General features: G+C 41.2%; 21 protein-coding genes and 1 pseudogene. 8 read left to right on the top strand and 14 right to left on the bottom strand.

Annotation, left to right across the window (positions count from 1 at the left end; all coding sequences use genetic code 11):
• Positions 1-377 (bottom strand): leucine-rich repeat domain-containing protein (locus tag V7K15_RS13520; protein ID WP_334906012.1); only part of this gene is annotated, 377 nt, incomplete at its 3' end.
• Positions 378-740: 363 nt separating this feature from the next.
• Here V7K15_RS13520 and V7K15_RS13515 point away from each other — a divergent pair.
• Positions 741-890 carry a hypothetical protein gene (locus V7K15_RS13515; protein ID WP_334906011.1) on the top strand — a complete coding sequence of 50 codons (150 nt, stop codon included), beginning with the start codon at positions 741-743 and terminating at the stop codon, positions 888-890.
• A gap of 434 nt (positions 891-1,324) precedes the next feature.
• Here the strand turns inward: V7K15_RS13515 and rsmG are convergent, their stop codons facing one another.
• Positions 1,325-2,062, bottom strand: a complete 738-nt coding sequence (rsmG, locus tag V7K15_RS13510; RefSeq protein WP_334906010.1) for a 16S rRNA (guanine(527)-N(7))-methyltransferase RsmG — start codon at positions 2,060-2,062, stop codon at positions 1,325-1,327.
• 82 nt (positions 2,063-2,144) lie between these two features.
• A complete protein-coding gene (locus V7K15_RS13505; RefSeq protein ID WP_334906009.1) occupies positions 2,145-2,819 on the bottom strand; it encodes an ABC transporter ATP-binding protein in 675 nt (224 codons plus the stop codon).
• 317 nt (positions 2,820-3,136) lie between these two features.
• On the opposite strand from V7K15_RS13505, the gene V7K15_RS13500 reads away from it, so the two are divergent.
• The 3 genes from V7K15_RS13500 (at position 3,137) to V7K15_RS13490 (ending at position 5,078) form a co-directional block, all read left to right on the top strand.
• Positions 3,137-4,096, top strand: coding sequence for a Sll0314/Alr1548 family TPR repeat-containing protein (locus V7K15_RS13500; protein WP_334906008.1), 960 nt, complete (start codon positions 3,137-3,139; stop codon positions 4,094-4,096).
• Between the two features lie 89 nt (positions 4,097-4,185).
• Complete coding sequence (locus V7K15_RS13495) at positions 4,186-4,638, top strand: DUF3531 family protein (protein WP_292805944.1); 453 nt, start codon at positions 4,186-4,188, stop codon at positions 4,636-4,638.
• Between the two features lie 8 nt (positions 4,639-4,646).
• Positions 4,647-5,078, top strand: coding sequence for an NUDIX hydrolase (locus tag V7K15_RS13490; RefSeq protein WP_334906007.1), 432 nt, complete (start codon positions 4,647-4,649; stop codon positions 5,076-5,078).
• Between the two features lie 37 nt (positions 5,079-5,115).
• On the opposite strand, the gene V7K15_RS13485 is transcribed toward V7K15_RS13490, so the two are convergent.
• The 6 genes from V7K15_RS13485 to mfd all read right to left on the bottom strand — a co-directional run bounded on the left by V7K15_RS13485 (position 5,116) and on the right by mfd (position 10,984).
• On the bottom strand, positions 5,116-5,496 hold the full coding sequence (locus tag V7K15_RS13485; protein WP_334906006.1) for a type II toxin-antitoxin system HicB family antitoxin: 381 nt from the start codon (positions 5,494-5,496) through the stop codon (positions 5,116-5,118).
• The gene (locus V7K15_RS13480) at positions 5,462-5,737 is read right to left on the bottom strand and encodes a type II toxin-antitoxin system HicA family toxin (protein ID WP_334906005.1); all 276 of its coding nucleotides are present in this window, start codon (positions 5,735-5,737) and stop codon (positions 5,462-5,464) included. The genes V7K15_RS13485 and V7K15_RS13480 overlap by 35 nt, the downstream gene beginning before the upstream one ends.
• Positions 5,734-5,862, bottom strand: coding sequence for a hypothetical protein (locus tag V7K15_RS13475; protein WP_334906004.1), 129 nt, complete (start codon positions 5,860-5,862; stop codon positions 5,734-5,736). Before V7K15_RS13475 ends, V7K15_RS13480 begins: the two co-directional genes overlap by 4 nt.
• A gap of 293 nt (positions 5,863-6,155) precedes the next feature.
• Positions 6,156-6,974: a hypothetical protein gene (locus V7K15_RS13470; RefSeq protein ID WP_334906003.1), complete on the bottom strand. Its 819-nt coding sequence runs from the start codon at positions 6,972-6,974 to the stop codon at positions 6,156-6,158.
• A 90-nt stretch (positions 6,975-7,064) separates the two neighbouring features.
• Positions 7,065-7,325 carry a hypothetical protein gene (locus tag V7K15_RS13465; RefSeq protein ID WP_334906002.1) on the bottom strand — a complete coding sequence of 87 codons (261 nt, stop codon included), beginning with the start codon at positions 7,323-7,325 and terminating at the stop codon, positions 7,065-7,067.
• 56 nt (positions 7,326-7,381) lie between these two features.
• Positions 7,382-10,984 carry a transcription-repair coupling factor gene (mfd, locus tag V7K15_RS13460; protein ID WP_334906001.1) on the bottom strand — a complete coding sequence of 1,201 codons (3,603 nt, stop codon included), beginning with the start codon at positions 10,982-10,984 and terminating at the stop codon, positions 7,382-7,384.
• Between the two features lie 240 nt (positions 10,985-11,224).
• On the opposite strand from mfd, the gene V7K15_RS13455 reads away from it, so the two are divergent.
• Complete coding sequence (locus V7K15_RS13455) at positions 11,225-12,553, top strand: hemolysin family protein (protein WP_334906000.1); 1,329 nt, start codon at positions 11,225-11,227, stop codon at positions 12,551-12,553.
• A gap of 148 nt (positions 12,554-12,701) precedes the next feature.
• Positions 12,702-13,508: a TdeIII family type II restriction endonuclease gene (locus V7K15_RS13450; protein ID WP_334905999.1), complete on the top strand. Its 807-nt coding sequence runs from the start codon at positions 12,702-12,704 to the stop codon at positions 13,506-13,508.
• Between the two features lies 1 nt (position 13,509).
• Here V7K15_RS13450 and V7K15_RS13445 read toward each other — a convergent pair whose 3' ends face one another.
• The 5 genes and pseudogenes from V7K15_RS13445 to V7K15_RS13425 all read right to left on the bottom strand — a co-directional run bounded on the left by V7K15_RS13445 (position 13,510) and on the right by V7K15_RS13425 (position 21,800).
• Positions 13,510-13,662 carry a DNA cytosine methyltransferase gene (locus V7K15_RS13445; protein WP_334905998.1) on the bottom strand — a complete coding sequence of 51 codons (153 nt, stop codon included), beginning with the start codon at positions 13,660-13,662 and terminating at the stop codon, positions 13,510-13,512.
• On the bottom strand, positions 13,655-13,885 hold the full coding sequence (locus V7K15_RS13440) for a DNA cytosine methyltransferase (RefSeq protein WP_334905997.1): 231 nt from the start codon (positions 13,883-13,885) through the stop codon (positions 13,655-13,657). Before V7K15_RS13440 ends, V7K15_RS13445 begins: the two co-directional genes overlap by 8 nt.
• Before the next feature lie 79 nt (positions 13,886-13,964).
• Positions 13,965-15,146, bottom strand: coding sequence for an aldo/keto reductase (locus tag V7K15_RS13435; RefSeq protein WP_334905996.1), 1,182 nt, complete (start codon positions 15,144-15,146; stop codon positions 13,965-13,967).
• A gap of 175 nt (positions 15,147-15,321) precedes the next feature.
• Positions 15,322-21,186 (bottom strand): annotated as a pseudogene (locus tag V7K15_RS13430) (amino acid adenylation domain-containing protein); the annotation flags it as partial.
• A gap of 398 nt (positions 21,187-21,584) precedes the next feature.
• Positions 21,585-21,800, bottom strand: coding sequence for a hypothetical protein (locus V7K15_RS13425; protein WP_334905994.1), 216 nt, complete (start codon positions 21,798-21,800; stop codon positions 21,585-21,587).
• Positions 21,801-23,137: 1,337 nt separating this feature from the next.
• Between V7K15_RS13425 and V7K15_RS13420 the strand changes: the two genes are divergently transcribed.
• Both V7K15_RS13420 and V7K15_RS13415 read left to right on the top strand, forming a co-directional pair.
• Complete coding sequence (locus V7K15_RS13420) at positions 23,138-24,580, top strand: sugar transferase (RefSeq protein WP_334905993.1); 1,443 nt, start codon at positions 23,138-23,140, stop codon at positions 24,578-24,580.
• A 482-nt stretch (positions 24,581-25,062) separates the two neighbouring features.
• Positions 25,063-26,004, top strand: coding sequence for a class I SAM-dependent methyltransferase (locus tag V7K15_RS13415; protein WP_334905992.1), 942 nt, complete (start codon positions 25,063-25,065; stop codon positions 26,002-26,004).
• Positions 26,005-26,041 lie beyond the last annotated feature (37 nt).

Here is a 26,041-nt window from a genome sequence, read left to right as displayed (position 1 = left end):
TCCGGTGGCAGACTGCTCAGTTGATTACCGCTGAGGTTGAGCGTTTGCAGGTTGGTGAGTTGGACTATTTCCGGTGGCAGACTGCTCAGTTGATTGTAGCTGAGGTCGAGGGTTTGCAGGTTGGTGAGTTGGACTATTTCCGGTGGCAGACTGCTCAGTTGATTGTAGCTGAGGTCGAGGGTTTGCAAGTTGGTGAGTTGGACTATTTCCGGTGGCAGACTGCTCAGTTGATTGCTGCGGAGGTTGAGGGTTTGCAAGTTGGTAAGTTGGACTATTTCCGGTGGCAGCGTTGTTAAGCCTTCCCCAGAAAGGTCTAATTCTGTCACTTTCTCTCTGACAGCTTGTTCAATAATTTGCAGCAGTTCTTCATAAGTCATTTCGGGTTTTACAGAGGCTATGCCTGACGACGAGTTGCTGCTTGGACGCGCAGCAGAGAAATTGAGCTAATTAATAATGTAGCCTGTATCAAATTGCATTGAGGCAATGTGCGATCCAAGCTGCTACGTGTCTACTCTTGATCTCAAGTCTTGTGATTACTCACATTTTTGTAACAGTCAGAATGTCGCGCTGACAAGCAATCCCGCCCCGAACTTCAGTTCTGGGCTAATAGCTCAAGTCCACTCAAGTGGACTGAAATTTTCACTTTCACAGAGTATAACTATCTACATCGCTTAAAATTTGATATTTAGTCCTCTTGAGAGAACTTTAGCTATTAGCCTGGGAATAAATTCCCAGGCGAGATGGCAACGAAGCGGAAGATTTATAAAAATGTTGGTAATGACAAGCCGTTGCGCGTCTACGCTCAACCTCAAAGCTTTACCATTGACGTTCGGAACTCAAAGCTTGCACCTTTTAACACCAATTGTCGAGTAAAAAAAGCGACGGCGTAGCCTGTCGGAGCGATCGCTTGACTTCAAAGCCTCACCATTCCCCTTTTGAACTCGGAAGTTGCACCTTTTAACACCAATTGTCGAGTAAAAAAGGCGACGGCGTAGCCCGTCGGAGCGATCGCTTTACTTAAAAGCTTCACCATTTCACCTCTGAACTCAGAAGTGGCTAATATGATTCCGGGCAATTAAGCATAATACCCCGAACCCAATACGGTTCAGTTAAGGCTAAAACTCTTTGTCAAAGTCAATTTTTTTAACGAACCGCAAAGGACGCAAAGGAAGAGAAGGAAGAGAAGGAAGAGAAAGAAGAAATGCTTAACTGAATTGTATTGACCCGGAACCCCACCCCGCAAAAGCCGCGCTTTAGCTCCCCTCCCTGCCGGCTCTTAGGGGTTGGGGGTGGGGTTCTTTTATTATTTTCTCGCACTCGCCCGTCAAAGCGGTTTTTGAGAAGGTACACCTACAGCACGGGGAAAATTAGCTGGTGTGTTTGCTACCTTACGCACATAAAGACAATGACGGATGCTATCACTTAGAGGCGTGGTAAATTTTTCAATTAATTCAATCACACCACCTAGCTGGTTAACAGTATTTTGCAAAACTGTGGTTTCTTCCTCTGTCCAATTACCACGATAAATTATGGCTAAACCACTTTGTTTAAGTAATGGTAGGGCATATTCTGCACAAACAGAAGCTGTCCCAACAGCGCGGATTAAGGCAATATCGTAAGCTTGTCGGTGCTGGGGGTGCTGACCGATTTCTTCAGCCCTACCAACAAGAGTTTTGGCATTAGTCAGGGCAAGTTCAGTTAATATATTGTCGATAAAAGTAATTTTTTTCCGGGTTGAATCCATCAGAGTAATTTTGCAATTAGGTGCAGTAATTGTCACTGGAACACCCGGAAAACCTGCACCTGTGCCAATATCAATCACAGATGCAGCTTCTTGAAGAGACGGGATAAATTCCCCCTGTGGCGCAATTCCTCGCAGAGAATCCCACAGATGTTTTTCCCAAAACTCTTGAGGGTCAGTGATCCGAGTTAAATTTAGTTGGCGATTACCTTCTAGGATTAACTCATAAAGTCTCTGGAATTGCGCTTGCTGTTGGGCTGTTGGTTCCCAATTGAGAGTTTGCTGCCAAATTTCTGCCATCTCAGGCAATAAGTTAGTCATTGGGCACTTGTACTGAGCGAAGCCGAAGTATTGGGCATTCATTATTTTCTCCTTGTCTCCCTCATCTCCCCCACTCCCCGTTTCATACTACTGGTAGAGGTTCTTTAACTTTTGCTTCTAATGTCTTTGGGTCTACTGATTCTAGTTCACCGTGGTTGAGTGTCCAGCAACGGTCTGCGATCGCTAACAGATCCCCAGCATCGTGTGTCACTATCAACAGTGTCCAATGTTGTTTCAGTTTCGCTAATAAATTTACCAGTTGCCGACGCATTGACCAATCTAACCCAGCTGTGGGTTCATCCAATAACAGTAAATTTGGCTGGCGAATCAATTGCACTGCCAAAGCTAAACGTCGTTGCTGGCCACCACTCAAAGCATGGGGAGCAGCAGAAAGCGATAAATGCTCTAATCCCACCTCAGTTAGTGCCTGTGTGACTCGTTCTGACCCTAACTCAGGATGTCCTAAACGCAATTCTTCTAAAATTGAACCACCGCAAAAGTGCCGCTCTGGAAACTGAAATACTAACCCAGCCAATTGTTGTAGCTGTTCGGCTAGAAGTTCTTGTTCCCGCCAGAAGAGTCCGCCAGTAGTGGGTTCGGCTAGTCCTGACAAAATTTCTAATAAGGTACTTTTACCAGAACCACTCGGGCCAATAATCAGACCTAGCTGCTGCGGTGCTAATTCCATGTTGATCGATTTGAGAATCGCTGTCGGGCAAGCTGTGGGGTGATAAATTAGATTTCGGAGATAGAGCATTTGTTAAGATTACCAAAAAGTCAGCAAATTAGTGATTAGCTACACTGAGAGAATCTAGAAAATTCTGGAAAATTTTCTCGCGCATTATCTGGATTAACACTTTAATTTAACAGCAAGAATTATCCACTCTTTCTCCATTGTGGCATTTTCACCCTTAAACAATCGCTATAACAAGCCTGGGAACATGGAAAAATTACCAAAGTCAACCTTTATATAAGAAAATTTTCCTTGAAGCAGAGGCAAGTAAAAATTAAGTGTTTTTTGCATTCTAAGTAACACATACGACTATTTCAACCGCAATTATTCTGAGGCTTAAAATGACTAAAAGGTTTTCTTCGGCTCGATTAGTAGTGTCTGCTAGACTCACTACCCTTGCTCAGACTGCTTTTGCCACTGCGTTCGCCTTTGGCGTTGCCCCTTGGGCAATCGCACTTAATTTGTGTGTAAATCCCTCCCTGGCTGGCGATCCGTTTCGCGATCGTGAACCTCATCAAATTGGCGACCAAACAGAAGCAGCTTTTAAAGCGATTTTCCAACAGGGCAACTATCCAGCCGCAGAGCGTTATCTAGATCAAGCACTATCCAAAGAGCCAAATGAACCTCTAGCTTATGCTATCAAGGCATCTTTAGCATACGGAAATAAGGATTGGGCTAAACTCGACACCTACAGCCAGAAAACTCTAGAAACCGGACAAAAACTGATTTATACCGATCCAGTGCGTGGTAATTTATACACTGCTGTTGGTCATTTTTTAGAGGGTGCAGTAGTTATCAGCCGTGAGGGTACAGTCAACGGTGTGCCGCAAGTCTTTAGTCAGTTGCGGCAAGTTTATGAATATTTAGACAAAGCTGAAGCAATTTCTGCCAACGATCCAGAACTGAATTTAATCAAGGGTTATATGGATTTATTATTGGCGGTGAATTTGCCTTTTGCTAGCCCAGATCAGGCAATTGGACGCTTAGAACAAAATGCTGCTCCTCGGTATCTAGTAGATCGGGGTATTGCTCTTGCTTACCGAGATTTAAAACGGTATTCACAGGCACTAGAGTATGTCAACCGGGCGATCAAAACCACATCCGATAATCCAGAAATTTATTATCTCAAAGCCCAGATTCTGAAAGAATTGGGTCAAAAACAAAAAAGCCAGCAGATGTTCCAGGAAGCGATCGCTAATTTTGACAAAGCATTGACTAAAAAATCCCAACTACCAGGCGATTTAGTCAAACAAATTGAGGGCGAACGCAAAAATGCTATTACCCTGAAGAATCCTGAGTAATTGGGCATCCCTTGTCCCCCATTCCCCACTCCCCACTCCCTACTTTGATATGCTTATTTTCAGAACAGTAATTGAGATATTAGACCAAAATGGAGATTCAGTTCCGCGAAATTAATCCTTTTGATATGTGGATTTGGCTGAAATTCAGCACAAATCCTTCGGCGCGTGAAAAGCAGTTTGTAGAAGAAGTTTTCAATTCCTGGTTTTATCTGGGTAAATTGGGTGCATTTAATGCTGAGAATCTTCAGGTGCAGGACACTGGACTCGATATCAGCTACATGAATTATGATGCACAAGGGTATGATAAAAGCTTGTTAGCACTGATGCATAACATCGGTGAGTTTGAATATGAGGGTCAGTGGGGGCGTTGTTGGTTTGACTTAGGAACTAGTGATGCGATCGCTCTGGATATTTTAATCAACGCCCTCACCCAGCTAAGTGAGGAATATGTCACCATTGAAGAGTTATATATGGGTGGCGAAAATTCAGATTGGCCGGTTGAGAATAGCGAAAGTCGTCCTCAGTCTATTTACGACAATTAGTTATAAAAATGAATAAAGCAGGCGAAATTCGGGTAATAACCTTGGGGCTAATTCGGGATGGCGAACGCATATTTCTTTCTGAAGGCTACGATCCCGTAAAGCAAGAAAGATTTTATCGGGCTTTGGGCGGTGGTGTTGAATTTGGCGAAACCAGCCGCGTCGCGCTACAACGGGAGTTTCAAGAGGAAATTCAGGCAGAGTTAACGAATATTAAATATCTAGGTTGTATAGAGAACCTGTTTACATTTAATGGTAGGCAAGGTCATGAAATTATTCAGCTTTATCAATGTGACTTTGCTGATTCCAAATTTTATCAACTGGAAAGTTTAGTTTTTTCAGAATCACCAAATCATAAACATAGAGCATTATGGATAGATATCTCTCGCTTAAAATCTGGAGAATTACGATTAGTACCTGAAGTATTTTTTGAATATTTATAAATCATCTGGAAATTTACTAAGATTACTTTGCTGTTAATTATGCCACCGCACTCAGCAAAGACACAATATACTGGTTGAGACTAACGCCTTCCCGTTCAGAAGTCTCAGCTAGACGTCGATGTAAAGATTTTGGCATCCGTAGTAGTAGTTTACCGCTATAGCTATCATTACTACTTGGTAAGGGAATATCATCGCCGGCTTCATAAGCTGTCTCAATCCACAATTCCCGCGCCTCATTGAGATTTGCCATTGTCTCTTCAAGGGTTTCGCCTTGGGTAAGACATCCAGGTAAATCTTTAATTTGAGCTACATATCCTTCCTCTGGATCGGGGTAAAGTGTTACAGCGTACTGAAGATTTAAATAATATTCTAAGGACGGCTTCTCAATCTGCTCGTTCTTCTGGTTCAGTGTCTTCATCAATCCACTCTTCTAAATTTAATAGTTCAACTATTTGCTGTACATAGATTCCTTTAACTTTTTGTCCTCCTGTTTTGGGTACAGTGATGGTTTTACCTTGGGAGTCTCGGAAGCTATGATGGCTACCCTTAGACCTTTTCTCTTCAAAGCCAAAAGCTTCCAATAGATAGTAAACTTCCTGAAACCGCACTTCTGAAGGTCGTTTCAGGAACTGATCTACTAATTTTCTTAATTTGCTCATTGAGAGATGATACTATATATAGTATCAAAGTTTTGAAATATAAAAAAGCGATCGCTTGTTGCATTTAGAAAAAAGGCGATCGCTAGAATTAACGCAGATTGGCGTAAGTCCTGTTTAGATTTCACTGCCGTTACTGGACAGTAAGCGCTCATCTTTTGATCCAAATTAGGTATGCGATCGCATCTTGTTCATTAGCAGGCAAATTTTTTAGTTTGGCGATCGCTTGTTCAAGTAGCTCTGTCATGGCTGTTAATCGTTACGAAAGTCATACATAAATTATCCCTGCTTGCACTCTGTTGGGGTTGTTAGGGTGCGATCGCTTGGGGTGAAAGCAAAGCGCGATCGCTATCAATAGCAGAATTAGTTAGGTTTGAGTAGAAGCAAGTGTTGGGTTTCCTGGTGTCAATTTAACCTATTGCTACACAATTTGATGATAAGTAATTATACTTTCTGCCTCATCTTGTGGATCTGCAAGCCATATTTGATTTACACTAGGCGGAATAGTTGCATTTTCTATTATTTCTACAATTACTTCGGGCGCAGGGATGGACAAAATATCACCACATATTTCTATAACTAAAATTTTTAAACAGTGGGCATATTCCTTAAACTTATCATCTGTCTCGGATAAGTTTTTAGCTAATTGCTTGGCTATTTCCTCTTCGGCTTGTCCTAATGTTTCAAATTGATACGACCAGGATTTTCCTGAATCAAATAGCGATAGTCCTGATTTGTGAGACTCGTCATCACGTTCATTTTCTGGAACTCGGCGAAAGCACCAAGGAATACGCTCTGCTGAGGAGATTTCATTAGAGAGATGAAACTCGTCAATATGCTGCCATACATAAGCTACTATCTGATCTGATATTGAAGGCAATTTTTTTTTATTTTCATACAGTGCATTTTCGTTGATGCGAATCTCATATACATCTTGAGTTAAAACAGGTTCTAAATAGCGATTATAAGAATCATAAAAACATTGAAAAAACTTGTGAAAATGCCGATGTTGCTCATAATATTTGGGTGGATAAACTATCTTTTTACATTCAATTACCATAGGCTTATCACCTGAAGCCTCTAATAGCACCTCTGGCTGTTTGCTGTCTCTCTTAGAAATATCGAGGCACTTGGAAAGAGTGTAGCCTTTGCCAAAAGCTTGATTAAACTGAATTGCAAAATCTCTTAAGCCTTTTTCCCATTCACATTTATCATCCCGAAAACAGTGAAAAGACACCATAGTTTTTTTCAGTACATTGTTTTTTAAGGAATCTCATCCCGATTATAAGTATAAATTTATTATTTTTCTCCAGAAATACATCAATTTTACTTATGCTCGCTCACGGGTTTGGGCTTCATGACGCAACTTACGAGCGTATGCTTGACTATCTGTAATATCAGACCGTGAGTTTATCACACCTTCGCTCTGCCAATAAGCAACGAGTTCGGCTCCTGTCTTGGGAGGATTTGCTAAAACCTGTCTCACAGAAAGAATCTGAAGAATGTATTCAGAAAGAGGAAGATTTAACCGAGAAGCTTCGATACAAAGCTCGTTTTCTAGCTCTGGCGGCAAATCAAGATTAATATTCACTCTGGTTATCCTGTGTAGGTTTGGTTCTAAATTGATAGAAACTTGAGCAAAACTGATCAAACAACAGCCGCCTCTGGAATTGCACCTTGCATTCTCCCGAAAGCATCAATCAAACTCTGCAATTGTTGATCTGCTTTAAAAACTCCTAATCCGCGCACCGTGACTTTACCAGGAGAATACACAAAGCGCGTCTTGAGATTTTCTGGTAAATTAGCCGCCAATAAATTCCAAGCTGGTTCCTCCATCGGCGTTTCTAAAACGACGTGCTGCTTTTGTTCTGGTTTAATCCGACTAAATCCGATTTTTTTCGCTAACTGTTTGAGTTCCATGACTCGCAAAAGTTGATTTGCAGGCACCGGTAAACTACCATAGCGATCGCTCCACTCGGCTGCAATCTGCTTTAATTCTGATTTAGATTTCGCTGTAGCCACCGCCCGATAAGCACTCATCTTTTGATCCAAATCGGTAATGTAATCTGCTGGGATAAATGCTGTCAGGTTGAGGTCAATCTGAGTATCCTCCACTTGCGGAATTTCTTGTCCTCGAATTTCCCGAATTGCTTCTTCCAGCATTTCCATGTATAAATCAAAACCGATGGCATCCATTTGACCGGATTGTTCTGCACCTAGCAAGTTACCCACACCTCTGATTTCCATATCGCGCATCGCTAGCTGATACCCAGAACCTAGCTGAGTAAATTCCTGAATTGCTCGTAAACGTTGCCGTGCCGCATCAGATAACATCCGTTGCTTCGGATAAAATAACCAAGCATGAGCTTGGATACCTGCACGTCCCACACGACCGCGTAATTGATACAGCTGTGCCAATCCAAAGCGATGAGCATCTTCAATCAAAATAGTGTTGACTCGCGGAATGTCTAAGCCAGATTCAATAATTGTCGTACAAACGAGGATATCTGCGTCGCCATTACTGAAAGTGAGCATAGTTGATTCTAACTCGCTTTCATCCATTTGACCGTGAGCGATCGCAAACCTCGCCCCCGGAATCACTTCTCGTAAATTCGCTGTTGTCTCTTCAATTCCATCCACCCGTGGAACTACATAAAACACCTGTCCACCTCTGTCTAATTCTTGACGAATTGCACTGCGGATACTTTCAGAATTTATCGGTGATAGATGGGTTTTAATTGGGCGTCTGGTTGGCGGTGGCGTGGTAATCAAACTCATTTCCCGAATTCCCGACAAGGACATATACAAAGTCCGGGGAATGGGAGTGGCTGAGAGAGTAAGCACATCAACCTGAGTTTTCAGGCTTTTAATTTTCTCTTTTTGGTTTACCCCAAATCGTTGTTCTTCATCTACCACCAACAATCCTAAATCCCGGAATATCACGCCTTTACCTAAAATTTGATGTGTACCAATTACTACATCTAATTCACCCGTTGCCAATCGCTTTTGAATATCGCGGCGTTCTTCAGCCGAACGAAAACGGTTGAGTAAACCGACATTTACGGGGTAGGGAGCAAAACGTTCTTTGAGTGTATGGTAATGCTGCTGTGTTAAAATAGTCGTTGGCGCAAGGAGTGCCACTTGTTTACCGGCGATGACTGCTTTAAAAATAGCGCGAATCGCCACTTCCGTTTTCCCGAAACCGACATCACCACAAATTAAACGATCCATCGGGCGATCGCTTTCCATGTCTCGTTTCACATCTTGAACAGCTTTGAGTTGATCCGTTGTGGGTTGATAGGGGAAAGAATCTTCTAGTTCCTCCTGCCAAGGCATATCATTGGGGAAGCTAAAACCTTGTTGTTGCGATCGCGCTGCATACAGTTTCAACAAGTCCACCGCCAATTTTCTGATCGCTTTGCGGACTTTATTCTTCGTATTTTCCCAAGCTTTACCGCTCATCCTATTGAGTTCCGGTGCTTTATCACCTGCGGCGCGGAACCGAGATAAAGCACCTACTTGATCGGCTGCGACTCTGAGTAACCCGTCAGCATACTGCACCGCTAAATAATCACGGGTTTCGTGATTAATCGTCAAACTTTCCAGCTTGACAAATTTGCCAACACCATGATTTCTGTGAACTACATAATCGCCTGGACGCAGCTTATTGGGATCAACTTGTTTAGAAGTAGCTTTGTGGCGCTTGCGGATATAGCCGGGAGTTGCTAAGGAATGCTGCCCAAAAAATTCCCGATCTGTAACGATTACCAAACGGTACGTAGGCAGGATAAAACCTTCTAATTCGGCCAGACCCGAATATTTTAGAGCTATGGGAGTATGGTTGATTTGGAGCTTATCGATCGCTAGGTAGTCGCGGGGATTGGGGATAAATTGAGCCGGACAATCATGTTCTTGCAATAGGGAGACGGAACGCGAAGGTTGAGCAGAAAGCAGCCAGATCGAGAAATTGCGATCGCGTTCTTGGCGGATGGTCTCAGCTAGTTTAGCAAACTGGTGCGGCATGACTGGAACAGGTCGGCTGGCCAGATTGATCCCACTATTTTCCTCTGACAGTTCCGATAAGTATAATGTTTTAAACTTGGCAATATCAGCCAAACACTCATCAAAAGACCGATGAATCTTCGGGAATTGGGAATTGGTAACTGGTAATTGGTTAGACTCTTCCCCATGCCCCATGCCCAATACTTCGGCTTCGCTCAGTACAAGTGCCCCATGCCCAATGCCCCACTGTTCTTCCGCATTTTCTACCCAGCGATCGCTATGAGCATGACACTGTTCTGGCTCATCAATAGCAATTAGGGTGTTTTCTGATAAGTAGTTTAGCAGAGATGCTGGTTGCTCGAACGCCAACCCCAAAAAGCGACGACTACCCTCAATCAGTGATGAGTTATGAGTGCTGAGTGCTGAGTTAAATTCTGACTCAGCACTCGGCACTCGGAACTTATCACTATTTTTCAGTGCCGCCATCACTACGGGAGCAAAGCTAGTGGGGGTAAGAATTAACTGGTCAACTTTGTCGAGGGCTGAACGTTGGGTTGCAGGGTCAAATTCCCGCATTTGCTCGATTTCATCGCCAAACCATTCCAACCGGACTGGGAACTCAGATGAAACCGGGAACACATCAACAATATCGCCCCGCCGGCTCCACTGTCCTTCTGTTTCCACCAAAGGTACTCTTTCGTACCCCAAAATAGTTATTTTCTCACTGAAGGCATTCAAGTCTAATTCCATCCCCCGCTTCAAGGTAAGACAGAATTGCCCAAAAGCTGCTGGTGGAGGTAAGTGAGGTTGCAGTGCCCCTTGAGTAGCCACAATCGCCATCTTAGGTAATTGAGAATTGGAATTTGGGATCTGGTTTTCTTCCCCATGCCCCATGCTCCATTCCCCATGCCCCATGCTCAAATCTGCCAGTACCTGCATTTGCCCCCAACTCATCTCAGTTTCCGGGTCAAAAGGTTCGTAGGGAGAAGCCTCGGAGGTAGGGTAAAAATGTACTGTTTGCCATCCCATTGCCTCTAGTTGTGCGTAAACGCGTCCAGCTTCCTCCAGAGTGGCGCAAACCACGAACAAATCCTTGCCCATAGCCCGCGCTAATGCTGAAGCCACCAGAGCCTTGGGCAGCCGGGGAATGCCATTTAACCGCAATTCTTGTTGTCGGTTTAGCTTAGAAATAAATTCAGTGGTTAGCGGCGATCGGCTTAAGGCACGCACAATAGAAGAAAATGACATAAGTACTACTAGCGATGGGAGTCTTTGTGGGTCAGAAAATCTTGAGGCAGTTTATGTCAACCATTTTAAAAGTGTTAACAGTCTTTTTATTCCTCCGGTGGAAAAATAATGCACAGCGACTAATAGACCTAAGAACTATAACTATTACTTTGTGTACAGTCAAAGCATTTATCGAAGCACCTTTAATACTAGATACTAGGGATTGAGCTACGTTCGCTCTGATAAGCGTCAATTTTAAACATGTCCTCCATCACTTTTGAAATTTTAATCATTTTGGTGCTAATTATTGCCAACGGCGTGTTTTCTATGTCTGAGATGGCGATTGTCTCAGCCCGGAAAGTTAGGCTACAACAGCTTGCCAATCAAGGAGATCCCAAGGCAAAAGTAGCACTGAAACTAGCTGAGTCTCCAAATCATTTCCTGTCAACCGTTCAAGTGGGTATTTCCCTGATCGGTATCCTGACTGGTGCTTTTGGCGGAGCAACAATTGCCAGTCGGTTGGCAATCTATGTAAAACGCGTCCCCTTGTTAGCACCTTATAGTGAACCGCTCTCCTTCGGAATAGTGGTTTTGCTGATTACCTATTTCTCACTCATTGTTGGCGAATTGGTACCGAAGCGTCTGGCATTAAACAACCCAGAAAGGATTGCATCAATTGTAGCTATTCCGATGCAAGCCTTGGCGGCGATCGCTTCTCCAGTAGTCTTTCTCTTAAGCGCTTCTACAGATTTGATCCTGCGAGTGCTGGGAATTACAGCTTCTACTGAGCCACAAGTCACTGAAGAAGAAATTAAAATCTTAATTGAGCAAGGTACTGAGGCGGGAACCTTTGAGGAAGCTGAACAGGATATGGTAGAGCGAGTCTTTCGTTTAGGCGATCGCCCTGTCAGCTACTTAATGACACCCCGCCCCGATATCGTCTGGCTAGACTTAGACGACTCTGCCGAAGAAAATCGCCAAAAAATGGTTGATAGTGCCTATTCTCGGTATCCAATTTGTCAGGGGGGACTTGACAATGTGCTGGGTGTTATCCCTGTCACCGACTTATTAGCCAGGAGTTTCCGAGGAGAACCGCTAGACTTGACCATAGGATTGCGACAGCCCGTATTTGTGCCAGAAAGCACCCGTGGTTTGAAAGTTTTGGAATTGTTCAAGCAAACCATCACTCACATGGCGCTGGTAGTCGATGAATACGGCGTGATTCAAGGATTAGTCACTCTCAACGACATCATGAGCGAAATCGTGGGTGATGTTCCTTCCACAGATGGGCAAGATCAACCCCAAGCTGTGCAACGCGAAGATGGTTCCTGGCTTTTAGATGGGATGTTGCCTGTAGAGGAGTTTTTGGAACTTTTCGGTATGGAAGAGTGGCAATCTGAGGAACGCGGCAGTTATCAAACTTTAGGCGGTTTTGTGATCACCAATTTAGGTCGTATTCCTGCCGCCGCAGATTATTTTGAATGGCAAAGTATGCGAATTGAAGTAATGGATATGGATGGTAATCGCGTTGATAAGGTGCTGGTCATACCGAAGGTAAGTAAATCAGCAGATACGAAAAAATCTGACTAGCGATCGTTGAAGCATTGGGAATAGGGTATTGAAAATTATTGTTTATTATTTTCCATGCACTATGCCCAATGTAATATGGTGCTTGAGGCTAAATATATCCATATCTGATCTATTTGCGAATTACAATAAAACCTCAGACGGTTGAATTATGGATGACTATATTAAACAAAGAATCAAGGAAAATCTTAAAATTTCAATTAGAAGATTTTTTAACAATAAAAAAGTAAAAAATTACCAAGTATTAGATGATATTTTTCCTAAGGAAAGACGAATACGTTCTTTAGTAGGTAGATTAGAAACAAGTTTAGGAACAACTTTTTGGGAACCTATATCTAAAACATTAGCTGAAATCAATGGATTTCAAATCATCAAAGAGAAGATATTAGTTCCAACTCCGTTTCCTCAAGCTTTGCAGAATGAATTGGATAAATTAGTTTATGAACGTGAAAATAAGCCTAATAACAGGAGAGTTTCAACAAAAGAATGCATAGATAGCCTAAGAAACGCTGCGGAAAAAACCAATCCCCAAGACATTGCCGCCTACATTTACGTATCTCCTCCATCAGGAACTGGAGTTGATATTCATTTGTTTAAAGATGGAATTGAATATCTTTTTGATATAAAAACTGCACAGCCAAATCAAGGTGATTTTCAAAAATTTAACAAGCAAATGCTCCAGTGGTACGCCTATAGACTTGCTAAAAATAAAAATGCTAAGTTAAAGGCTCGTATTGCTATTCCTTTTAATCCTTTTCCAAAATCTTGGTATGAAATGCAAAAAACTAAGTTATTTAGTTCTTCTCTAAATATCGCTCAAGATATATGGGTTGAAAACGAATTTTGGGATTTTTGTTCTGGAATTGAAAATACATTTGAGCAATTAAAAACACTTTTTGTTGAGTTAGGACAAGAAAATTTTGCTGCCGAATTTAATGATATTTTTTACCAAAATTAGTTTAAATATCAAGAATACTTAGCAACTCTCTAGCTACATACTCAACAACAGGAATAGGAACAGCATTACCAAACTGTTTTCTAGCAATATCATCTTTTTCGTGATATTCAAAATTTGCCGGAAAACCTTGGAATTTACAAGCGTGTTTATTCAATTTCATCTTTCTTTAAGTAGCTGATAAAATTTTGTTGATAAACTTTTATAGCTTGTTTGTCTATTTCAGAATAGCCTAAGCATTGACCACCGAGTTTTTGTAAAGCAATTCTAAATCCACCAATACCAGCAAATAGATCGATGAAAGCGAATTTATTTTGATAAGTTACTAACTGTAGAGGTAATTCTATTTGTTTTGAATTTTGCGAAAATACAGATTTCATGTTTGTTAGCCAACTTGATTAACTAACTATTAATATGTAGTCACTTAGTATATCATCAAATATACTAAGTTTCTAATCTTCAACTCTGAGACAATCGCTTCACCTCTGCACCCGCCAACAACTGATGGGCTTGTTCCAGAAGTTGGGGGATTTTATCAGCATAGGGATTCCGGGCGAGACATTGCCGCAAGTTTAATTCATTTAGTCGATCAGCTTTGTTACCAGGGAACCAGTGATCACCATTACCAAGCAGGTTGTAGCGCATTTTGCCATAGTCTACCAGATCGTAGGCGATCGCTAGATTCCGCAGCCACAAAATCACCCGAATATTTACCTCACCAGGGGTTTGGTCAAAGGTTGGTAGATTTGTCTGCCAGGATTTTACCCAATCTTCTCCCAAAGTAGCGATCGCTTCTGATTCCAACCTTGCTAAAATTGGTGGCAAAATTGACGATGCTCGATCTACTAATTCTAAAGTCTTCAGGTGTTCATCAAAATCTTCTGGTTTTGCTGCTCCCAAACTCAGAGTATGCACCTCTTGATGACTTAAACAAAACAAATCATTAAACACCATTGGACTCAAAGGAGCGCAAAGATTTACTAATTTTTGTGGAGGTTCATACAACAAACCTCCTTTATTAGATGGGCTAATGATAAACACCCCCATATCGTGGCGTTTAGCTGCTTCAATTGCCGCCCAATTCCATTGATTAATGTAGTACCAGTGCAGGTTCACGTAATCAAATTGATTGGTATTAATTGTCTGCACAATCGTATCTGTTGATCCGTGTGTAGAAAAGCCAATAAATTTAACTTTTCCCTCAGCTTGCAACTGCTGCGCCACTTCCAAACAGCCACCAGGACGGATGCTGTAGTCTAATGACTCAGCATGATTGATGCCGTGGAACCCTAAAAGGTCAACATAATCTAGTTGGAGGTTTCGGAGTGATTGTTCAAATTTTTCCCGGAATTCTTTCGCATCTGCCTCTGGGTTTATTTTGGTCTGAACAATCAACTTTTCGCGGGGAAACTTGGGCAATATTCTCCCTAATTGCATTTCGGAAGTGCCATAACCACGAGCAGTTTCAATATGATTAATTCCAACCTCAACAGCCCTTCTAATAGTGGCTTCCAGATTCGCCTGATTATCAGCAGGAATTTCATGATTGGGAACATCCTCCCATTTAAACTGATATCTCATGCCACCGCAGGAAAACACTGGCATCTGTAATTCTGTGCGTCCAAATCGTCTATATAGCATCAGTGGATTGGGGATTGTTTACCAACTTAAATATAAGTTAATAGCGAATTCTCTGCGCTTCCCTCAGCGTGCCTCTGCGTTTAAAAAAGTTACGAATTTCGGAAATGCTGTACTAAGAAATAGCAAAACAACCCAGTAGTGCTGAGTTGATAAGCTTCGGCTGACGCTCGTACCCTTAATTCTTTAGAGACTGCGCCTGCGTTAAGCAATTTCTCAATGTTTCAGCTAACACCTGTACATAAGGTTCCTTAAGTACCTCAAGGTGAGAACCGGGAAGGTAATGGATATCTAATCCTCCAGCCACTAGGTCGCCCCAGCCGAATTGAGGATCGTATTCTATGCCTATAGCTTCGCTCCGATTTTGATCCTCTGTCCGCAAGAGGATACCTCGACCAAGGTAAGGTGAAAAGATATATTCGCTGATCGCTTGAGTGTTAGTATCTATAATCTTTAAGTGCTTGTCAGTTCCAGGTAAATGAAGTACCCCTTCTAAGTAACGTTTATATCTATTTTGGAGACTCTGCTTACGCCAATAGCTCCATTTTCCAGACTTTTGCCAAAGGTAGGTAGGCCCTTCTTGAATAATATTATTTAAATGCAAAAAAACTCGTTTCAGAAATGGCGCCCGCCAGCTATAACCTGGACGACAACTATCAAGCATAACTAGAATACCAACTTCTTCGCCTTGCTCTTGGAGTTGCCGAGCCATCTCGAAAGCAACTATACCCCCAAAAGAATAACCTCCCAAAAAATAAGGGCCATCGGGCTGAAGGGTCTGAATTTCTTGAATGTAGTGAGTTGCCATGTCTTCAATCCGCGTATGGAAAGGGTGTTTTTCATCTAGCCCTTGTGGCTGTAGTCCGTAGAATGGTTGGTCTGACCCCAGATGCAGTGCCAATTTACGGAAACACAAGACTTCTCCACCCAGTCCGTGAATACAGAAAAAAGGTGGCTTGGAACCGTTGGGTTGAATTTCTACCAGAGATGACCAGCTTGATTTGGAATTGTCTAAGGTATTTACTAAAGCCCAGTTTCTTGCTATGTCTTTTTCTTGGCAGATTATTTTGGCTAGAGCTTCTACAGTCGCTGACTGGAAGAGAATCGCCAGAGGCAGATTTTTATTAAATGTCTTCTCAATTTGCCAAAATAGTTTTACCGCTAATATGGAGTGTCCTCCTAGCTCAAAGAAATTGTCCCTGACACCGATAGGCTGGACACCTAAAATTTCTTCCCAAATTTTGGTCAGCTGAAATTCTAATTGATCACGGGGAGCAACATAGGTGTTTTCGGAATCAAGCCTTGTTGACTCTGGTGTTGGTAAAGCGCGGCGGTCAATTTTGCCGTTGGGGGTTAGGGGTAGAGTGTCTAGTAAAACGAAAGCACTAGGCACCATATATTCTGGCAGTTTCTGTTTGAGGAAGTGGCGCAGTTCGTCTGTGGTTGGTATCTGTTCTGGGTGAGGAACTATGTAGGCGACTAATCGCTGGTTTTCGGGATTATCAATAGCTGTGACGACAGTTTGCTGTATGGTCGGGTGTTGTGCTAGTAAAGTTTCGATTTCTCCAAGTTCGATGCGGAAACCCCGAATTTTTACTTGATGATCAATTCTACCGATGTATTCAATGTTGCCATCGGGAAGATATCGGGCTAAGTCTCCAGTTTTGTAAAGTTTTTCGCCTTCGTTAAAGGGATGGGAAATAAATCGCTCGGCTGTTAAGTCTGGACGGTTAAGATAGCCTCTAGCAACTCCGATACCACCAATATAAAGTTCGCCGATCGCACCCAAGGGAACTGCTTGTAAATGGGAGTCGAGGATATAAAGTTGAGTGTTGGCGATCGCTCTCCCAATCGGTACACTTTTTAAGTTACTCTCTCTTTGACACTGCCAAAATGTGACATCAATTGCCGCTTCGGTAGGGCCATAGAGGTTGTGTAGTTCACATCCCATCGGGTCAAAAAACCGCTCCTGGAGGTCAACTGGTAAGGCTTCTCCACTACAAAACACCCGTTTGAGAGATTGACAACGTTCTAGCCCTTTGGTTTCTAGAAATATCTGCAACATGGAGGGGACAAAATGCAGTGTTGTAATTTCCTCTTGGGCAATGGTGTTGATTAAGTAAGTCGCATCTCGCTGTCCGCCTGGTTGAGCCATCACTAAACGCGCCCCTGTCAATAGAGGCCAGAAAAACTCCCAAACGGAAACGTCGAAACTAAAAGGCGTTTTTTGGAGAACGCGATCAGTTTCAGTTAGTTTGTAAACATCTTGCATCCACAGTAAGCGATTGCAAATTCCTCGATGGCTGTTCATCGCCCCCTTTGGTTTGCCGGTGGAACCAGAGGTGTAAATTACATAAGCTAGATCCAGAGGCTTAACGCTTGAATTGGGATTGCCATCGCTTTGTTGTGAGATTGTTTCCCAGTCGGTATCTAGACAAATTTTTTGGATACTTGTAGGCAGATGATCAACTAAACTCTTTTGGGTTAACAGCACTGGGGCTTGACAATCTTCTAGCATATATGCTACGCGAACTTGAGGATATTCGGGATCAAGAGGGACATAAGCGCCGCCAGCTTTAAGAATCCCTAACAATCCCACAACCATTTCTAAGGAACGCTCAACACAAATGGCTACCAATACATCTGGCTGGACTCCACAAGTTTGCAAATGGTGTGCTAGCTGATTGGCGCGACAATTTAGCTGATGATATGTAAGATGTTTGTCGGCAAATTTTACAGCGATCGCATCTGGTGTTTTCTCTGCCTGCGCTTCAAATAACTGATGCAGACATTGAGATAAATCATAGTCAGTTTGAGTATTATTCCACTCTACTAATAGCTGATGCTGTTCGGCTGCTGTTAACAGAGGTAAATCTGAAATATGCTGTTCTGGGTTGGCGACGATCCCTTCAAGTAAAGTTTGGAAATGCCCTACCATTCGAGCGATCGTTGTCGCATCGAATAAGTCTGTGTTGTATTCAATTCCACCTTTGATCCCCGATGAAGTTTCTTCCAGGTCAAAGGTAAGATCGAACTTTGCGGCACCGCTATGGACTTCTAAAGGAGTAATGGTCAATCCCGGAAGTTCCCAGAGTTCACTTGGGGTATTATGAAAGGCAAACATTACCTGAAATAGCGGTGAGTGGCTCAGATTTCGTTCTGGCTGTAGTTCTTCTACTAGCTTTTCAAAGGGCAGGTCTTGGTGGGCATAAGCTCCTAGTGTTACTTCTCGAACTTGACTAAGTAACTGCCGAAAACTTGGGTTGCCTGAAAGCTTAGTGCGTATGGCTAGGGTATTGACAAAGAACCCAATCAACCCTTCGGTTTCAACTTGGTTGCGGCCAGCAATGGGAGAACCGATGAGAATGTCTTCTTGCCCAGTGTAGCGGTGTAGTATTGTCCCAAAAGCCGCCAGCAATGTCATGAATAGCGTCACACCCTGCTGATGCGAGAGTTCTTTTAGCGATGCATTCAGCGTCTGGGGTAGCATCAGCGATTGCACTGCTCCCCGGTAAGTTTGCACTGGTGGCCGTGGTCGGTCGGTTGGTAATTCTAATACAGTATTAGCACCTACTAACTGGGTTTTCCAGTAGTTGATTTGGCCCGAGAGTATTTCCCCCGATAGCCATTGGTGTTGCCAGACAGCAAAATCGGCATACTGAATGGGCAATTTTGGCAGAGGGTCAGGCTTACCGCTCAAAAAGGCTTGATAAACGGCTGCTAACTGTTGCCAGAGAATGCCTATTGACCAGCCATCTGAGGCGATGTGGTGCATGACCAACAGGAGTATATGCTGATGTTCGTCTACTTGCAGCAAAGTAGCTCGCAGCATCAAATCAGATTCTAAGTTGAAGGGGCGTTGCGCCTCTTGATTTAGGAGAGATTCTACTTGCTCCGGTGTTACCTGAATCGTTTTGAGTTCCACTGGCCTAGGCGTGCCAATTACTTGTATGGGGCTACCATCAACTGATGTGATAAAGTTTGTTCGTAGTGCCTGGTGATGGACAACGATCGCATCTAATGATTGTTGCAATACACCCGGATTTAATTTGCCCATTAAGCGCTGTGCATTCGAGAGGATATATGCTCGGCTGTTGGGTTGCAATTGCTCCAAAAACCACACTCGCTGCTGGGCAAAAGATAAAGAGGCTGACTCCCGGTTGGCTACTTGGGGAATAGTCTGATTTTGGGGATCATTTTCTGGAGTCTGGTTTTGGGTGAACGCTTCAGCTAAAGTTGCGATCGTCGGATTCTCAAATAACAGTTGCAACGGTATTTCTATCCGAAAGGCTTGGCGAACCCTAGACATGACTTGAGTAGCCAGCAGTGAATGACCTCCCAATTCAAAAAAATTGTCGTGGATGCCTACTTGTTCCAGACGCAAAACTTTCGCCCAGATGCTAGCTAAGACTTCTTCTGTCGAATTCTGAGGTGGAACAAAGTTAGTTGACAATTCAAGAGTAAATGTATCTGGTGCAGGCAAGGCGCGGCGGTCTATTTTACCATTGGGATTTAATGGTAGGGTGTCCAAAAATACAAAGTAAGCAGGCACCATATATTCAGGTAGCTGACCTTGCAAAAAGCGACGCAATTCAGCCTGACTAAGAGTTAGCTCTGGACTGGCAACAATATATGCCACTAGTTGCTTGTCACCAATAACATCCTCTCTAGCTATGACTAGAGTCTGTGTCATTCCAGGATGTTGAGCTAATATGGCTTCAATTTCTCCCAATTCAATTCGGAACCCACGAATCTTTACTTGGTGGTCAATGCGACCAAGGAACTCAATATTACCATCACTTAAGTAACGTCCCAAGTCCCCAGTTTTGTAAAGACGTGCCCCAAGTTCAGAGCTAAAAGGGTTGAAAATGAACTTATCTATGGTCAATTCTGGACGGTTAAGATAACCTCGCGCTAGACCAATACCGCCAATGTGCAGTTCGCCCGATTCACCAACAGGCACAGGCTGTAAATTCTCATCGAGGATGTGAATCTCTGCATTAGTAATGAGGTGACCAATGGGAGCAAATGCGTAATTAGTGCCGCGCTGGCAACTCCAGAAAGTGGTATCAATGGAAGCTTCTGTCGGTCCATAGCAATTATGCAGAACATTGTCCAAATTCAGTTGAGCAAAGAAACGCTCTATGAGTTCGCCAGGTAAAGCTTCACCACCACAGACAATGTGCCTGAGGAATCGGCAATTCTCAATTCCCTTCTCTTCGAGTAACACACGAAGTATGGAAGGCACTAAGGCTAGGATGGTGATTTGCTGCTCAGTAATCACCTTCACAAGGTAGGCAGTATCTTGATGTCCACCAGGGCGAGCCATGAACAATTGCCCCCCAAAGCACAATGGCCAGAATATCTGCCACACTGAGGGGTCGAAGCTAAAAGAAATAGTCAGTAAAACTTTGTCTGCGTCAGTTAATCCAAAGGTTGTTTGCTTCCAGTGGAGTTGATTGCAAATCCCACGGTGAGGGATCATTACACCCTTGGGCTGTCCCGTAGAACCAGATGTGTAGATTACGTAGATGAGATTATCAGTCGTCGTCTCATTTACAGGATTTTCTTGACTGTTTCGGATATTGCCTTGCCAGTTGGAGTCCAGACAAATTACTTGCGCCTGATGCGGGGGTAAGTTCTTGACGAATTTTTTTTGGGTTAACAACACTGGTGTCTGGGTGTCTGACAAGATAAACGCTAAACGTTCTGAGGGATATGCCGGATCTAAAGGCACATAAGCACCTCCAGCTTTCAGAATTCCCAGCAACCCGACAATCATCTCCAAGGAGCGATCTACGCAAATGCCCACAAGTACTTCCGGCCCAACGCCTAAAGTACGTAAGTGGTGCGCTAGTTGATTAGCCCGTTGGTTTAACTGCCGATAAGTAAGTTGTGTATTTTCAAATACTACAGCAATGGCTTGGGGCGATCGCTCAACTTGGATCTCAAACATCTGATGGATGCATAGATCCTGATCTGCTTGGGTGTCATTCCATTCCTGTAAAACTTGAGTGCCGATGATGTGAGTTAAGGTATCTAACGGAATATTTTGCTTATATTTTGAAGTCTGGCTATTATTTATCTGCATTTTCTATATAAGTTCAGTGGAGCTATCAATCGTCTGGAGTCATCCACAGCAAAGTAGTGATCGTGTTTAGTACAATTGCACTTTGATCGCAATTAAACATCAAAGCACTTCAACTGAAGTTTGGACAAAAGGGAATCTGAGAAAATACAGATCCCAATCTATAGAAGATCAGACAAATACCATTAACTCTCATATGCCAATATAAAACTTACCAAACTCAAAACTTAGTGTCTAATTTTTGACTGTTACCACTACCTTCCCTTCAGAATTTATCTGATGTTGATGATAATTGTCGTCAGCTATTCAACAGGCTGGAAACGGAGATAACCAAGCTGGTTATATTTAATAAGTCAATCGAAATTTACAAACTTCATATAATCTTTTTCTGAAAGAGATAAATTATTTATATTTGCTTTTATTTTTATTTTTCCTATTTCCAAATCATTTGTGGCTCCTAAAATCAAATTAAATTTTAAATTATTTAGACGCAAATCTGCCAAAAAACGCCACTTTTCCGTCTTCAACAACCTGCCTAATCGATTTATATTCAATTTGCTGATTACCATACTTTTACCCTATATTTTATCTATTGAGGCTCTCAATTGCAATTAAATCCAAAGGATTAACTTTTGATTTTAGCCAAGAAAAAGCATTTTCTTAAAAACCTCAACCTGAGTTGAAAAATAAGTTTATCTCTGATGTAATCAAGCCATCTCATAACTTAATTAATTATAAAAGTACATTATCCTTTTTTAGTAAAATTCGCTGCACGAAAAAATAATTCTTACCGAATCTTCATTTTGTTTCCTTATATATGAAATTAATGTAAAGTCATCATATTATTTTCTTGAATAATTACGCGAACTTCATGAAACCTACTTAGGTAGGTTTAATTTGTGTAACTTCAGTGTTCTAGTTTAAATTACAGTCCCGTCGGTAAGGTAAGTGTCCTTTTAGGGCTTCAAAAGCTTAACAACATGAGAATTAACATCAGATACTTACCGTCAAAATGTAATCTAGAGCATTGATTCATTAATCAAAAACTTAACCCCCCAGCCCCCTACCCTAAGTAGGTATGCAGAATTAAACCAAACTACGTAAACTTATATAAAGCACCAAAAATGCTTTTAAAATAAGCTTTTGAGCGATTTATATGTCTTAATTTAGTTGTCTTTTTCAGCACCCACCTACTTACTAGGTACGGTGTACAGAAAAGTCTTACAATCCTTGCTTGGTAAGATACGAGCCTTAGTGGGCGAAGTTTTGAGTTGAGCAAGCTGGTTATCAATGAGTGTCAACTTATTAATAGAGGTCTAACGAAAAATCGATTATGTAAAGTTTTGTAACAATAATCAAATTTTTGATGCTTTTCGTTATATGTTGTGTGTGTAAGTTTTGTGAATCAGTAATTATGCGTAAAGAAACAGAGAAGCTTCTAAGCAAAACTGAACTAGTCTAAGTAAATATGTTACGATGATTTCCGAAGGACGATCATTTTCTCCTAGAAGCGCAACTCTGGAATGGAACTGTAGTAATTCAGTTTATTTATTACGCAACTTAAAAATCCTAATATCTTTACCTGACCTGCTTAATTATTAATGTCAGGAGTTTTATTCAACTATAAGTTAGCTCACCAACAAATCCAAATCCTTTTTTTGTATCAAAGCTTAAAATTTCCAGGCTAAACTGGATTCTACATCCAACAAAAGCTAAGTATCAGGGTAGTAATCACACTTAAACCGACCCGGGAATACGCTTTTGATTAAAAACTTAAAGTTCCTGCGAAAAAAATGGTTAATAGTAGACTGCAAAGACCAGGCTTCTTTGGAAGAAAAATTTGAGATACCCCACTTGTTTTATATAAATTTGCATCAAATTTTAACTACACCAAGTTTTACTAACTATGAGTAATCAAAGCATTACAACAAATAAATTCAGTGAAGTACCTTTGGATTTACGTGCATCTTCATTTGTGAGAGTACGCAAGGGTTCCTGGTGGTTGAGATTAACAACATTGTTTTTAGTAGACTATACTCTTTTATTATTAGCTTGGGTTTTAGCTGAATATCAATCTTCTTATGGGGATTTTGCTTGGTATATACCGAGTCATTATTTAGCGATTTTAATAACTATTGGGATTCAAATAGGATCACTAGCTGTCGAAGGTATTTATCGAGAAGGTCAAAAACGCTATGACTATTTCAATATTATCAAATCGCTAACTTTTGCTCATGGATTAATACTCCTTGTTTCTTTTTTGTATAAACCAGTTGTTGATATTACACTTCCAAGATTAATCTTATTATCTTGGTTGTTTAGTGTATTATTTATTTGTACTGGTAGATATGCTGTAAACATTACTCTTGAATATCTGCGTAAGCAGAAAAAAATAGTTCGTTCTTCAGTATTCATTATTTGTGATCCTCAAGATCATGAGCAGATTGCTAGCTTTATAAAAAAAGAAAAACACTACATCGTATCTGGAACGGCGAATGCTAAATCCTTAGACAGATATCAACGTCAACAAACATTGAATCAACTTAATCAATTAGGTGTAACAGAAGTTTTTATATCTTGGGATGCTCTAAAAAATAGAATGTTTTTATGCTGGTTATTTCAAGCATCCGGCATACAAGTACATATTTTACCTATGGAATTAAAACCAATTTATAAAAACGTAGAATTTAATAAAATAGGAGGAATGCCTTGCCTGAGTTTAGATTGTCCGATAATTACAGGTAAAGATTTTTGGATAAAGCGCACTTGTGATTTTTGTTTTGCGACTTTATTTGTAATGTTATCATTCCCTATTTATATAGCTATAGCTATAGCTATCAAACTGGACTCTCCCGGCACAGTATTTTACAGGCAAACGCGTATAGGTCTACATGGGCAACAGTTTAAAGTATGGAAATTCCGAACTATGAGGTCTGATGCGGAAAAATTACAGAAAGAATTAGAAGCGCTAAATGAAACGAAAGATGGGATTATCTTTAAAATTAAAGACGATCCTCGCGTTACCCGTGTTGGAAAATTTCTTCGACGTTACAGCTTAGACGAATTACCTCAACTGTTTAATGTTATCTTTGGAGAAATGAGTATAGTAGGACCTCGCCCTTTACCTACTAGAGATGTTGATAAGTTTTCTGAACATCATTTTATCAGACATGAAGTTTTACCTGGTATTACAGGTCTTTGGCAAGTATCAGGTCGCTCCGATATTTTAGATTTTGAACAAGTGATTAATCTTGATCTTAACTACATCGAAAATTGGTCGCTTGGGTTAGACTTTGAAATTCTGCTCAAAACAGTTATGGTAGTTTTGAAAAAAGAAGGCGCCTACTAAGGTTAGTATGGGGAAACTAAAGAATTAGTCAAGGAAACTATATCTTTGATACTAATAACTTTAGGTTGTTCCATTACCCTGATCTACAGAGCGATCGCATCTAAATAAGATAAGTCCCGATAAAAAAACCAAGGTTAAGAACCAACGAGCAAATCAGCATTTATCATTGGATTCATAGTCGCAATGTCATCTCAAATCGAGCACTTAAATCTTTGTCAATAAGTAGAGGTTAATAAGATTATTTTGTAATTGAGAATATAAAAGTCTTATTGACCTTATGTGACCGCCCTGCCTAGACTAGAGTTACTCAACCATCATCAAATGCTGAACTATAAAAATGGCGAAAGCCGCCTCTGCACTGATCAGGCTAGTAAGCTCTAAAACGACAGATTTTTATCTAAATCTTAAAGATCATCAAGTGAGATGTAGAGCTTTACTTTATTTCATTTGCACATCAACTTATTAAACTAAAGGAGTTAGTTATGGAACCCAGAGGACTTGAACTAATAAATCGTTATAAACGCAACTACCGCATCCCTGCTGAAGCAGAAATTACCGAACAAATGATACTTGAACACTGGGAGTTAGAAAGAAAATTGACAAAAGACCTATTAGAGTCGAAATCAGAAAATCGATGGGAAGCATTTGAGCAAGCCTATACTACTCTTTATAGTAAATTAGAATGGCAAAACTATTTTGTAAGAGATAGCACACCTATTACCGGCAAATATAAAACTTGGCTAAAAATGATCGGCTCTCCACCCAAGAAAATTTATGAAGTTGGTTCTGGGAAAGGAGAAATGATAGCATATTTAGCTAAATGTGGATTTCAATGCAAAGCTACAGAAATTACAAGGGAACGTGGTTCAAAACATCTAAGTGATTCCTCACCTAACTTATCTTGGGGTAACTCGGACGGTGTACACTTAGAGCATTTTGAACAGACTGAATTTTATGATTTGGTCGTCTCTAATCAAGTTGTTGAGCACTTCCATCCAGATGATTTAATTACACACTTTAAAAGTGCTTATAAAATTCTCGTTAATCAAGGAAAATACATTTTTACAACACCTCATTGTCATACAGGACCTCACGATATATCGTTAGTTTTTGGCTATGATAATCCTCAAGGTATGCATCTGAAAGAGTATACATATCGTGAATTACATAATTCTTTAAAGATGGCTGAATACAAACGTATTTATTGCGCTGTACCAGCTAAGTTGATCAAACTGTTATCTATACTAGGTATTAAAGAAGAAGAACAAATAATACTAATTAGTGTTTTCTACTTTAATATGATGTTGATTGTAGAAAATATTCTCTTCGGAATTCCCAGTAAAAAACTGCGTCGTTTTTTTAGTAGATTGCTGAGAAAAGTTTATTTATTTGCAGACAATATTTTTTTAGTTGCCCAAAAATAAAATCTTGCAAGCCAATTCATCTCATATTAATTTAATT

The sequence above is a fragment of the Nostoc sp. genome (genome assembly GCF_036919815.1).
Lineage (GTDB): Bacteria > Cyanobacteriota > Cyanobacteriia > Cyanobacteriales > Nostocaceae > Nostoc.
Note: the sequence above shows the minus strand (reverse complement) of the source record. Positions and strands in the feature narration are given on the sequence as shown.